12 protein-coding genes are annotated in these 11,528 nt (G+C 64.2%); 8 read left to right on the forward strand and 4 right to left on the reverse strand.

All coding sequences use genetic code 11. The features are described 5' to 3' along the window. Window positions 1-254 precede the first annotated feature (254 nt). The 3 genes from Harman_RS10530 to Harman_RS10540 all read left to right on the forward strand — a co-directional run bounded on the left by Harman_RS10530 (window position 255) and on the right by Harman_RS10540 (window position 4,042). Entirely contained in the window at window positions 255-1,760 is a 1,506-nt protein-coding gene (locus Harman_RS10530) for a phosphoenolpyruvate carboxykinase (ATP) (protein ID WP_137683728.1), read from the forward strand. A 431-nt stretch (window positions 1,761-2,191) separates the two neighbouring features. Next, window positions 2,192-3,076, forward strand: coding sequence for an NAD(P)H-binding protein (locus tag Harman_RS10535; RefSeq protein ID WP_137683729.1), 885 nt, complete (start codon window positions 2,192-2,194; stop codon window positions 3,074-3,076). 63 nt (window positions 3,077-3,139) lie between these two features. Further along, window positions 3,140-4,042, forward strand: coding sequence for an NAD-dependent epimerase/dehydratase family protein (locus Harman_RS10540; RefSeq protein ID WP_137683730.1), 903 nt, complete (start codon window positions 3,140-3,142; stop codon window positions 4,040-4,042). A 181-nt stretch (window positions 4,043-4,223) separates the two neighbouring features. On the opposite strand, the gene Harman_RS10545 is transcribed toward Harman_RS10540, so the two are convergent. Beyond that, a complete protein-coding gene (locus tag Harman_RS10545) occupies window positions 4,224-5,291 on the reverse strand; it encodes a zinc-dependent alcohol dehydrogenase family protein (protein WP_137683731.1) in 1,068 nt (355 codons plus the stop codon). 110 nt (window positions 5,292-5,401) lie between these two features. Here Harman_RS10545 and Harman_RS10550 point away from each other — a divergent pair, with 110 nt between their 5' ends. Both Harman_RS10550 and Harman_RS10555 read left to right on the forward strand, forming a co-directional pair. Further along, window positions 5,402-5,734, forward strand: coding sequence for a hypothetical protein (locus tag Harman_RS10550; protein WP_137683732.1), 333 nt, complete (start codon window positions 5,402-5,404; stop codon window positions 5,732-5,734). A gap of 64 nt (window positions 5,735-5,798) precedes the next feature. Beyond that, on the forward strand, window positions 5,799-7,127 hold the full coding sequence (locus tag Harman_RS10555; protein WP_137683733.1) for a M28 family peptidase: 1,329 nt from the start codon (window positions 5,799-5,801) through the stop codon (window positions 7,125-7,127). Window positions 7,128-7,577: 450 nt separating this feature from the next. On the opposite strand, the gene Harman_RS10560 is transcribed toward Harman_RS10555, so the two are convergent. Next, on the reverse strand, window positions 7,578-8,270 hold the full coding sequence (locus Harman_RS10560) for a hypothetical protein (RefSeq protein ID WP_137683734.1): 693 nt from the start codon (window positions 8,268-8,270) through the stop codon (window positions 7,578-7,580). Window positions 8,271-8,355: 85 nt separating this feature from the next. Between Harman_RS10560 and Harman_RS10565 the strand changes: the two genes are divergently transcribed. From Harman_RS10565 to queC, 3 genes are read left to right on the forward strand one after another with little or no spacing between them, the layout of a single operon-like run. Next, window positions 8,356-8,805 carry a 6-pyruvoyl trahydropterin synthase family protein gene (locus tag Harman_RS10565; RefSeq protein ID WP_137683735.1) on the forward strand — a complete coding sequence of 150 codons (450 nt, stop codon included), beginning with the start codon at window positions 8,356-8,358 and terminating at the stop codon, window positions 8,803-8,805. Next, entirely contained in the window at window positions 8,805-9,587 is a 783-nt protein-coding gene (locus Harman_RS10570) for a 7-carboxy-7-deazaguanine synthase QueE (RefSeq protein WP_137683736.1), read from the forward strand. Before Harman_RS10565 ends, Harman_RS10570 begins: the two co-directional genes overlap by 1 nt. Before the next feature lie 24 nt (window positions 9,588-9,611). After that, complete coding sequence (gene queC / locus Harman_RS10575; protein ID WP_137683737.1) at window positions 9,612-10,310, forward strand: 7-cyano-7-deazaguanine synthase QueC; 699 nt, start codon at window positions 9,612-9,614, stop codon at window positions 10,308-10,310. A gap of 90 nt (window positions 10,311-10,400) precedes the next feature. Here the strand turns inward: queC and Harman_RS10580 are convergent, their stop codons facing one another. Further along, a complete protein-coding gene (locus Harman_RS10580) occupies window positions 10,401-10,784 on the reverse strand; it encodes a methylglyoxal synthase (protein WP_137683738.1) in 384 nt (127 codons plus the stop codon). 67 nt (window positions 10,785-10,851) lie between these two features. Continuing rightward, window positions 10,852-11,121 carry a HalOD1 output domain-containing protein gene (locus Harman_RS10585; protein ID WP_137683739.1) on the reverse strand — a complete coding sequence of 90 codons (270 nt, stop codon included), beginning with the start codon at window positions 11,119-11,121 and terminating at the stop codon, window positions 10,852-10,854. Between the last annotated feature and the right edge of the window lie 407 nt (window positions 11,122-11,528).

Consider the following 11,528-nt stretch of genomic DNA (forward strand, 5'->3'; position numbering starts at 1 on the left):
CACTCGTTATTCTAAGCGTTCCAAATTAATGAACAAATTTTCAGGTGTAGTAGCGGAGAGTGCGTCGGACCGGTCTGACCGGCGGTATCTGTGCCGCTCTCGAACGTTCGGTTAGTCACACGGTACGGGTGTGGCACCGACGTAGGCCGTCACTACAGGCAAATAATACTGTGTCTACACCGCCGTGTGAACGAATTCACTACAATGAGAGTCCCTGTGTGTTTATACCGGATCATAATGTAGTGCCGAATACGATGTCCGACCCGCTGTCGGCAACCCACAGACCAGCTCTGGAACTGCCCGACCCTGAAACTGCCGAGAACGTTATCTACAATCCGTCGAACGAGCTACTCCGGTCGTTCGCTGAATCCCAGGAGACGACCACTGAGTTCGGCGCGCCGTCGTATGTCAGCACCGAGCGCTCGCGCAACGCCGACAAGACGAAAAACGACATCGACGACGAGTTCGGCCCCGAGGACGAGGAACTTATTTCCGATGTCGTGTCGGCAGCGGCCGACATGGACCTCGTCTGCGTCGACCGACGGGTCGGTCGCCATCCCGACAACAGCTACGTCTGCCGGCTTTACGTCCCGAAGGAGTACGGCCGGATCGCGCTGAGTCTGTCGAAGCTTCTCGAACCAGCCGATCCGGACGCCGAGCCCGATTTCTATACTGTCCAGTTGCCTGACTGGGACCGGACCGCAATCCGCATCCGCCCCGAGGCAGGACTCACCGTGGTCGCTGGCTCCGACTACACCGGGGAAGCGAAGAAATCGTTCCTCCGGCTGTTCATGTACTACGCCAAGCAACAGGGCGGACTCGGGCTCCACGCCGGGAGCAAGCGGGTCAGGCTCCAGGGCGAGAACGGACTGGAGACGGTGGGCCAGCTGTTCCTCGGCCTGTCGGGGACCGGCAAGTCCACGCTGACCGCACACGGGCTCTGGCTTGATGAGCCAGAGGACGCGACGATGCTCCAGGACGACGTGTGCGCGCTCCGCCCCGATGGCACGGTCGCCGGCAGCGAGGGCCAGGGACTGTTCATCAAAACGCACGGCCTCGAACGCGAGACTGAGCCGGCGATCTACGACGCGACGACCGACGAATCCGCGGTGCTTGAGAACGTCGATGTCGCCGCCGACGGCACAGTAGATTTCGACAGCGACCGGTACTCCACGAACGGCCGGGCCATCATCCAGCGGGACGAACTGGCCTCCGCCGACGACGACATCGACCTGCCCGGCGTCGACCAGATATTCTTCATCACGCGCCACCCGGCCATGCCGCCCGTGGCGAAACTCACGCCCGAGGAGGCGGCGGTCGCGTTCATGCTAGGTGAATCGGTCCAGACCAGCGCTGGGGACCCCTCAGCCGCCGGTGAGTCTGTCCGCGTCGTCGGGACGAACCCGTTCATCGTCGGGTCCGAAGGCGAGGAGGGCAACCGGTTCCGCGACCTGATCGACGACCTGGACGTGGACTGCTACGTTCTGAACACCGGCTCCGTCGGCGGCCGAGACATCGGCGTCGAGGAAACGATCACGCTCCTCCGTGCCATCTCCCGCGGCACGCTTGAGTGGACTACGGACGAGACGACGGGATTCACTATCCCGGAATCCGTGCCGGGAATGGATATCGAGGCATTCGCCGTCGAGGAGAACCTCACCGACGCCGAGTCGAAACTCGCGTCGCTCCGGGCCGAGCGGGAGGCGTATCTCGACCAGTTCGAGGACCTTGACGACTCGATTGCCGACGCCCTGTACTAATCCGGGCGACGGGTGTGGCTACGTGTTCTTGGCTGGCGGGCCGCTTCTGCAGTCCACAGGAGTCTTTGCTGTGTCGGCTGCAATTGGTGGATGCGTGTACTATTGGAGGTTTGATAGAATATATTCGATTCTGGTTATTTTAGACGACGTTCTAAATATAAATAGGCTAATAATAGTATCATTTTTTGTAGTATAAGACCAGACCTTCTCAAAATCGAAAATACAGAATTATATCTTATTTTATGGCAGTAAAAATGCCCTAACCATGTATTTCAACGTTGGTTATCTCTATACTCAGTAGATTTGGGCTGGGAACACTACTGTACTCGGATGCTGGACAGAGAGAAATCAGCGGTCGTTCAGTCCGGACCGGAATGAGTCGACAGTGATCGCCGCAACGTCCTTGGGGATTGGAGACAAGATACGAACACATGCGTGTGCTCGTCGTGGGTGCGACCGGATTCATCGGACAGCGATTGGTTCGTACCCTGTCCGACGCGGGCCACGAGGTGGTGGCGTTCTCCCGCAGCGCAAGCGAGGAGTCCTTTCCGGACGGGGTTGAACCGTTCGAGGGCGACCTCGGGGACCCGGATTCCCTGGACGGCCTCTGTGACGGTATCGACGTGGCGTACTATCTGATCCACTCGCTGACAGCCGAGAACTTCGCCGAACTCGACCGCCGCTACGCGCGCCGGTTCGCCGAGTTGGCGTCTGACGCGGGCGTCGACAGGGTAGTGTACCTGAGCGGCATCAGCGGCGACGAGGAGAACCTTTCCCCCCATCTGGCGTCGCGGCGCGAAGTCGAGTCCGTGCTGGCCGAGGGTTCGTTCGACCTGACGGTGCTCCGGGCGGCCGTCATTATCGGCGCTGAAAGCGCGAGCTTCCGAATCGTCGATGACCTGACCGACCGCCTGCCGCTGATGCTCGTCCCCAAGTGGGTCCGGACGCCCTGCCAGCCCATCGGCGTCGACGACGCCATCAGGTACCTCGTGGAACTCCTCGACGCCGATGCCACCCGCGGCGAGACCTACGACATCGGCGGGCCGTCGGTGTGGTCCTACGAGTCGCTGCTGAAACTCACCGCGGCGGAGAAGGGCAAGCGCGTGTTCATCGTCCCGGTGCCGGTGATGACGCCCAGTCTGTCCTCCCACTGGCTTCGCCTGACGACCGATGTGCAGTACGCCATCGCTCGGCCGCTGGCCGAGAGCATGCGGAACCCGGTGACGGTCGACCCGGAGATGGACCTCCAGAACGTCGTTCCCATCGACCAGACGCCCATCGAGGATGCGGTTCGGACGGCGCTTATGTCGGGCTGATATCTGGACTTGATGTGTCCCGGCTGCGGGACTGTTTTGGAGCTGTGGACTGCAGACGGACGTATGCCCGAATCGGTCGCCGTCACCGGCGGAAACGGTCGCCTCGGACAGCACGTCCTCGAACACCTGACCGCCGAAGGGTATCGAACGGTCAATCTCTCGCGTGGCAAACGGGACGAAGCGCACTCGGACGCCTACGTCAGGACGGACCTGCTCGACGCCGGGGAGGTGTACGGCGCGCTCGCAAAGAGCGACCCCGATGCCGTCGTCCACCTGGGGATGATCCCCACGCCCGACCACACGCCGGGGTATCGGACCTACGAGAGCAACGTCATGTCCAGCTATCACGTGCTGGAGGCCGCCGGCGAACTGGGCGTCGATACAGTTGCGCTGGCGTCGAGTTTCAGCGCTATCGGCGGCGGGTTCGAACCGGATCCCATCAGGGTCGAGTACCTCCCGATTGATGAGGATCACCGGCTCACACCGTCGAATCCGTACGCCATGGGGAAGCAGGCGATGGAAGTTGCCGCCGACGGGTTCGCTCGCCGGAGCGAGGACGCGCCCGAGACCATCACGTCGCTTCGGTTTCCGTGGGTCGTCGACGACGACCTGGCTCGGGAGACGTTCGTCGAGACCGACCGCACACTCGCCGGGCTTCGGGATTCAGAGCACTTTCACACCCAGCGCAACACCCTCTGTGGCTATGTCCACGCCGCCGACGCCGTCACGCTCGTCGAGCGGGCCGTCGAGGCGTCGTTTACCGGCCACGAGCGGGTCTGGGTGTCGGCCCCGGACACGAGCGCCGAGACGCCGAGTGCCGACCTCACGGCGGCGTTGTACCCCGATGCTGACTACCGAGGGCCAACGGGCGACGACGAGAACCCGTACGCGGCGCTGATCGACACGACCAAAGCCGAGCGGCTGCTCGGCTGGGAGCCGACCTGGAGCTGGCGGCAACTGGTGTGAAGCCAGACGTTGGGTAGGGATTGCTTGAGACAGCTACGTCCCGCTCTGTCTTGCCGACTAGACGACCTACAGCACGGTGATGACCGGGAACGGCACGGCACCCGGACTGGTTCGGTGACCGCCGTCTGCAGTGTGTCGAACATACTCGGATAGTCCGCCGAACCGGCAAACGCACACTCCGCTATCGGCCGAACTCAGTCACCAGTTCGATACCCTCGGTTCCGTAGTCGGTCATCGCCGCCAGCCGCTCCGATACCGCATCGAGGCTGACCCGTCGGGTGACGAGCGCACCGGGGTTCAGCGTGCCGTCGGCGACCAGACGGAGGAGTTCGTCGTACCGCGAGGGTGGCATTCCCCGGGACCCCAGCACGTCGATGTCCCAGCGGGTTATCCAGTCGGTCGGCAGCGCCACCTCGCCGCGCTCGGTGTCGGTCGTCAGCCCGACCTGGACATGCGTGCCACGGGGGCGGAGGCTCCGGACGCTGTTCCGGCAGGTCTCGGCCCGACCCAGCGCATCCACGGACACCTCCGCGCCGCCGTCGGTTTCGGCCTCGATAGCTGCCGGCACGTCCTCGACAGCGCTGGCGTCAACAACGCTATTCGCGCCCACGTCGCGGGCCATCGACAGCGGCTCGTCCCGGATGTCGACAGCGATGACGCTCGCGCCCAGTGCCGACGCGATTTGAACTGCGGCCAGTCCGAGGCCGCCACAGCCATGCACCGCGACGCGGTCCCCGGCGGCGATATCGGCACGGTGAGCGAGCGCGTGGAAGGCCGTGACGTAGCGACAGCCAAGCGCCGCCGCGGCGTCGAACCCCACACCGTCGGGCAGTGTCACGAGGTTGTAGTCGGCCCGTGGGACGGCCACCTGCTCGGCGAACGCGCCCGGAACGTCGGATTCGAAGCCCAGCGCCCACCCGTCGGTACAGACGTTGCCGTGCCCGTTCCGGCAGTAGCCACAGGTCCCGTCGCCGAGGTTGAACGGCACGACGGCACGGTCGCCCGGCGACACTGTCGACACCCGGTCGCCCGTTGCGACGACGCGGCCCGCCGGTTCGTGGCCCAGCACCTGTCCGAGGGGCACGTCGTCGTCGGCCCAGTCGCCGTGGCCCTGCCAGGCGTGCCAGTCGCTCCGGCAGATACCACACGCCTCGACTGCGACGACGGCTCCGTCCGGGTCCGGTGTCGGTGGGTCCCGGTCCCGGACCCCAAGCGGTTCGCCGTACGCCTCTAACACTGCGGCGCGCATGGGTCGGCTTCGCGCGCCCCGGACAAAATACTGGAGGGCGGCGACCACAGGTGGGTGACCGGCCGGCTACCGAGGACGGTTTTATGTTGTCATCGGCTATATAACCGGATATGACCCTCCTTCCGGCTTTCGTCGCCCTGTTTGTGTCGCCGGTCGCCGCTGCGCTGGTGTACGCCGACGCCAGTCGGCGCGACCTGTCACAGCGGTACCGCACTATCGCTGCCGCCGCCGTCGGCGTCGCCAGTTTCGGCGGCTTTCTCGCCGCCGCTGTCTTCGGGAATGGGCTCTTTTCGGTGTACTATCGCCTCTTGGACCGCCGGTTCATAGCTGTCACGCCGATTGACCTCCTCTTTTCCTTGCTCCTCTTCGGCCTCGCTATCACTGCACTGGCAGTCGTCGGGTACGGGGTCGCCAGTCGGTACGGCCCACTCGCGCCCTCGTAATCGCCGCGTCGATTCCCGGACGGCCACCCCTACTTTCAAACCCGCCACGGCCCCACCGGGCGGTATGGACGACACCGACTGGATCGGCGAGACCTTCACCAGCGCAGTCGGGTGGGACCACCTGGAGACGCTGGTCAACATCGGGAACCGGATGGCGGGCAGCGACGGCGAACGGGCGGCCGCAGAAGCGACCCGGGACGCACTCGCGGAGTACGCCCGCGACGCTCGGTTCTCCGAGTTCGAAATTCAGGGTTGGGAGCGCGGCGACAGCGCCGTCCACGCGGACGGGTCGCCGGTCGCGGCCCAGGCCCACGAGTGCATCGCCCTGCCGCGGTCGCCGGCCGGCGAGGTGACCGGTAAACTGGTCGATGTCGGTCACGGCCTCCCGGAGGAGTTCGAGGACACTGACTGCGAGGGCAACGTCGTGATGGCCCGCTCTGACGTGCCCGACTGGTACGACCGGTATATCCATCGGCGGGAGAAGTACTATCACGCCGTCGAGGCCGGCGCAGTCGGATTCATCTACCGCAACCACGTCGAGGGCGTGCTGCCACCGACCGGGAGCGTCGGCACGGCGGCGGCACCCATCGGCGAGATTCCGGCCGTCGGCGTCGCCAGCGAGACAGGTGCGCGGCTGTCACGCCGGTACGCCGGCGATACCGTCACCGTCAGCGTCGACTGCGAGACGCCCGACGCCACGAGCCAGAACGTCCACGCCGAACTCGGCCCAGACACCGACGAGCGGCTGCTGGTGACCAGCCACGTCGACGCCCACGACATCGCGGAGGGGGCGATGGACAACGGGGCCGGGACGGCGATGGTCGTCGAGGTGGCCCGCGCGCTGGCCGGCCGCAAAGACGAACTGGCGACGCGCGTGGAGTTCGTCGCCTTCGGTGCCGAAGAGGTCGGCCTGGTCGGCTCGAACCGGCTGGCCGACGAAACCACTCTCGATGACGTGACGGCCGTGCTCAACTTCGACGGGGTCGTCCAGGGCCGGACGCTGAACTGTTACACCCACGGCTTCGACGCACTCGAAGCCGCCGCCGAGGACGTGGCCGACCGCTTCGACCACCCCATTTCGCTCACGCCAGAGCAAGGCCCCCACAGCGACCACTGGCCGTTCGTGCAGCGGGGCGTTCCCGGTTATCACGTGACCAGTGAAACCGGCGGCGAGGGGCGGGGCTGGGGCCACACTCACGCCGATACGCTGGACAAACTGGAGCCCCGGACGTTCCGCGAACAGGCCGTCCTCCTGACCGAACTCGCCGTGACGCTGGCCGATGGCTCGGTCGTGCCAGCCCACAAGGACCCCGCGAAAATCGCCGACGCGCTCGAATCGCAGGACCTCGCCGAAGGGATGCGGATTACCGGTGACTGGCCCTACGACGACTGAGTCGGACTGCTGTATCTGCGTCCCGTGACCTGTGACGAAGAACTACCAGATTTCTAGTATGTTTGCCGCCTGCCGCGTTCCGGTGCTCTGGTCCCTGATAGTGGGGTATAATGATTTACTCGGTATAGAAGTAACATATTCCGTAGGTTATTTACCATATGGGTCCTTGGAAACCGATGGCAGGTCGATCGGTCTACGTACAGTAGCCCGCACGTGAACGCCGTCACCGGCGTTCGCTGCAAGCTCCCATGCTAAATCGGTCTCGCGGAGTCCGAGACCGAGTCGACGTGAGAACACACCTGCCGTCGTCAGTCAACACCAACACCAATACCTGACACGACGGCCGTCCACGTGCCAAGACGGCTACCGTGTCCACTTTCGGACCGAACTCGTGAGGAACACCAGTCAGTTGCTGGTACTGTGAAAAACGATTGATAGCGACGCCGCTGATTACGATTCGTAGGCCTGTTCCACGTCAGCCTTCGCCGCCGGAATGACCTGCTGTTCGGCCTGTCGCATCGACCGCAGCGCCTCGTCCGTGAACTCGACATCGAGCGTGGGCAGCGCCCGCGCGAGGCCACCCAGCACCTCGCCGGGGTCGATGGTGAGTTCGAAGGCGAAGGCGTCCCGCTCCTCCCGCAGCGGGACGGTGAATTCGAGGTGGTTTTGAATGATTTCCGTCGCCGTTTCCCGGTCGTAGCACTCGGTGACGGCGGTCCAGAAGTCGTCGCTGTCGGCGGCGACCAGCGGTGCGAGGTCGTCGCCGAACGAGCGCTGGCGGGCCAGGAGCCGCTCCCGGATTCGGTCCCGGCGGTCGCCGCGAACGGTGTCCCGGAGGCCGTTCCAGTAGATATCACGGGCCAGCACGTCGTCGGCATACGTCTCAAACGTCGCGTCAGTGGCTTCGGCGTAGTCTAGCACCGGCTCCAACTGGTCGAGTATCTGCTGTTGGTAGGACTGGAGTTTCGGCCGAATGGCGTGGCGTTCCAGCGGCCGGCTGTTGTTCAGCAGTTTGCTCGCAACGCGGCTACCGCCCCCGCTTGACCCGCGCAGCACGGCCGCCACGTCGAAGGCTGCGTACGTCTCGTCGACGAACTCCGAGAGGTAGCGCTCGAATTCCCGTTCGACGGCACGTCGTGTCACACCCGTCTCTGTGGACTGCAGTGACCTATCCCTTGCGGCGACCCGCTCCCGTGAGAGTTAAGCCCCCCTTCGATAATACCGTGGTATGTCTCAGCGACTATCGAAGGCCGAAGACACGCTCGCCGACGCGGGCGAACGCGAACTCGTCGTCGGCGGCGACCGGCCGCTCCGTATCTCCGCAGGCCATCGATTACTGCACCACGACGGCAAATGTTCCCGCCCACACGGGCACAACTACGAAGTCACCGTCCGCATCACCGGGGACCTCACTGACGAGGGGTGGGTCGTCGACAAGGGCGAAATCACGGACGTGGTCGACGAGTGGGACCACCGCTTCCTGCTTGAGGCCGGCGACCCGCTAGTCGAGGCCTTCGAGGCCAGCGGCGACGGCGACGCCGTGGTCGTCCTCGACTATCCGCCGACAGCCGAGGTCATGGCCACAATTCTGGAACAGCGGCTCACTGACCGCCTCCCGGAGACGGTGTCCGATGTCGCCGTCTCCGTCCGGGAGACGAGCGAACTCTGTGTCCGCTGATGCCGGTCGCAAACGACGCGCCCGGGGTCGATATCGAGCGCGCCGACGGCGACGCGGAGGCGGGCGATCTCCCCATCAACGAACTGTTCCAGTCACTCCAGGGGGAGGGTCGACTGGCGGGTGTTCCAAGCGTGTTCGTCCGGACCAGCGGCTGTAACCTCCGCTGCTGGTTCTGTGACTCCTATCACACTTCCTGGGAACCGACCCACGACTGGTTCGGTGTCGACGACGTGCTGGCAGCTATCGAAGAGTACGACGCCGACCACGTCGTCCTCACTGGGGGTGAACCGCTCATTCACGATTCGAGCGAGGCCCTGCTAGAGCGGCTGGCCGACCGGGGGTATCACACGACAGTCGAGACCAACGGGACCGTCGTCCCGGACGCGCCCATCGACCTCGCCAGCGTCAGCCCGAAACTGGCCTCCAGTACACCGACGGCTGAGCGCGACCCCGACGGCGACGGCGAGTGGGCCGACCGCCATGAGGAGCGCCGACTCGACGTATCGACGCTCGCCGAACTCGTCGAGCGTTACGACACGCAACTGAAGTTCGTCGTCACGGGCCGCGAGGACATGGCCGAAATCGAGGGCCTCATCGAGCGCGTCCGGGACGCCGCCTCGGCTCGCGTCCGCGACGACGACGTGTTGCTGATGCCTGAGGGACAGACGCGCGAACAACTCGAAGCGACCCGCGAGATGGTCGCAGACCTCGCGCTGGAGTACGGCTACCGCTACACGCCGCGGCTCCACGTCGACCTCTGGAACGACGCACCGGGAACGTAACTGCCTGCGACACCACCGACTACGATGACTAACGACACCCGCGCTGTCGTGCTCGCCTCCGGCGGCATGGACAGCGCTACGGCGGCCTACGAAGCACAGACCCGCGGGTACGACGACCTGTACCTGCTGCACACGAGCTACGGCCAGAACACCGAAGACCGGGAGTACGACTGCGCCAGCGCGCTGGCCGACCACGTCGACGCGGCGGACTTCCTCCATGTCGAGACCGGCCATCTCACGCAGATCGGCGCGTCGTCGCTGACCGACGACTCGATGGACGTGGAAGACGCCGACACCGACAGCGACGAGATTCCAACCTCGTACGTTCCGTTCCGCAACGCGAACCTGCTGTCGATGGCAGTGTCTTACGCCGAGGCCAACGACTGCGGAGTCGTCTTCATCGGCGCACACAGCGAGGACTTTTCGGGGTATCCGGACTGCCGGCCCGCCTTCTTCGAGGCCTTCCAGGGCGTCATCGACGCCGGCACTAAGCCCGACACCGAGATCGACCTCGTCGCACCGTTCGTCGAGTGGTCCAAGACCGACATCGCCGAGCGCGGCGTCGAACTCGGCGTCCCTTACGAGGACACCTGGAGCTGTTACCGGGACGACGAACCGGCCTGCGGGACCTGCGACGCCTGCGCGTTCCGGCTCGAAGCCTTCCAGCGTATCGGCGAGCGGGACCCAATCGAGTACGCAGAGCGCCCGACCTACGCGGACTGATACGGATTGTTGTAGCGATTTAGCGGTCCGTGTCGGCCCTGGGCTTGCACTATCCGGAACTAATCTACAATAATCCGTATGTCGACCCGTTCAGTCGTCGGATCCGTCCCGGGCCAGCCCTTCGAGGACGTACTCGGCCGCTGTCCGGGTCGTCGCCAGCGGCACGTCGTGTACGTCACAGATGCGCAGGAGTGCTGAGATGTCCGGCTCGTGGGGCTGGGCCGTCAGTGGGTCCCGGAGGAAGACGATGCCGTCCATCCGGCCTTCGGCGACCTCAGCGCCGATCTGCGTGTCGCCCCCCATCGGGCCGCTCTCCTTGCGCTCGACTGTGAGATCGGTCTCTGCCATGATGCGCTTGCTCGTCGTGCCGGTGCCGACGAGGTCGAACTCCGACAGCGTGGCCTCGTAGCTCTGTGCCAGGTCGATCATCTCGGGCTTTTCGTCGTCGTGTGCGATGAGTGCGACGCGGGTCATACCCGGGACTCTCGGGCCACCGTCTTATGTCATTGGGACGGTCCAGATATGGCGACCCGGACGCGAATCAGGTGTCGACCGACACCGCGCTGTCGGCGGTGACCGTCACGTCGTGGCCCTCGATAGTGAACGTGACCGATTCCGCCCCGCCCTCGACGACGACTTCGCGGAGTGCTTCGCTGTCGACGTACGTATCGAGAGACGCGATATTGTCCGCGCTCAGGTCTGTCGCTTCGAGAACCGAATCGATAATGACATCGCTCGCGGGTTCGGGACTGACCCAGTCGTCGGACCCCTGGTCCCGAATCATATATACGGTGCCTTCCTCAAAGCTCATGGTTCCACGTACGATCCGGTTTCTTATAACAACAGCCGAGCTGTTTCACTGTCTGAAGTAACCGCGATCCTGACGAGAATCGTCCGTTATGTGTCCGTCTATCGCTTTTTCGAGCAACACCGGACACAATCGTTTGCCAATGTCTGGTCCCAACTCTCTGTTCGGGGGGTCGCATATAGCGCTTTAGGTGGTGGTGCGTTCAGTGCGGAGACTGTGAAGTGACCGCACAGTCTGCCTGTGGACTTAGCAAACCGAGTGACAAAGCCTATCCACGTATCGTTTCAACTGAAGCGGTAGCGCGGAGTCCCCTTCCTTAAGAAATGAGCGAAGCGAGTGAGTAGGGAGGGGAGGAGCGCGTTCGCATCGATCACAAACACCTGGCTATAAGTAGCCACCGTTCTACATTG

The organism is Haloarcula mannanilytica (genome assembly GCF_005406125.1).
Taxonomy (GTDB): Archaea; Halobacteriota; Halobacteria; order Halobacteriales; family Haloarculaceae; genus Haloarcula; species Haloarcula mannanilytica.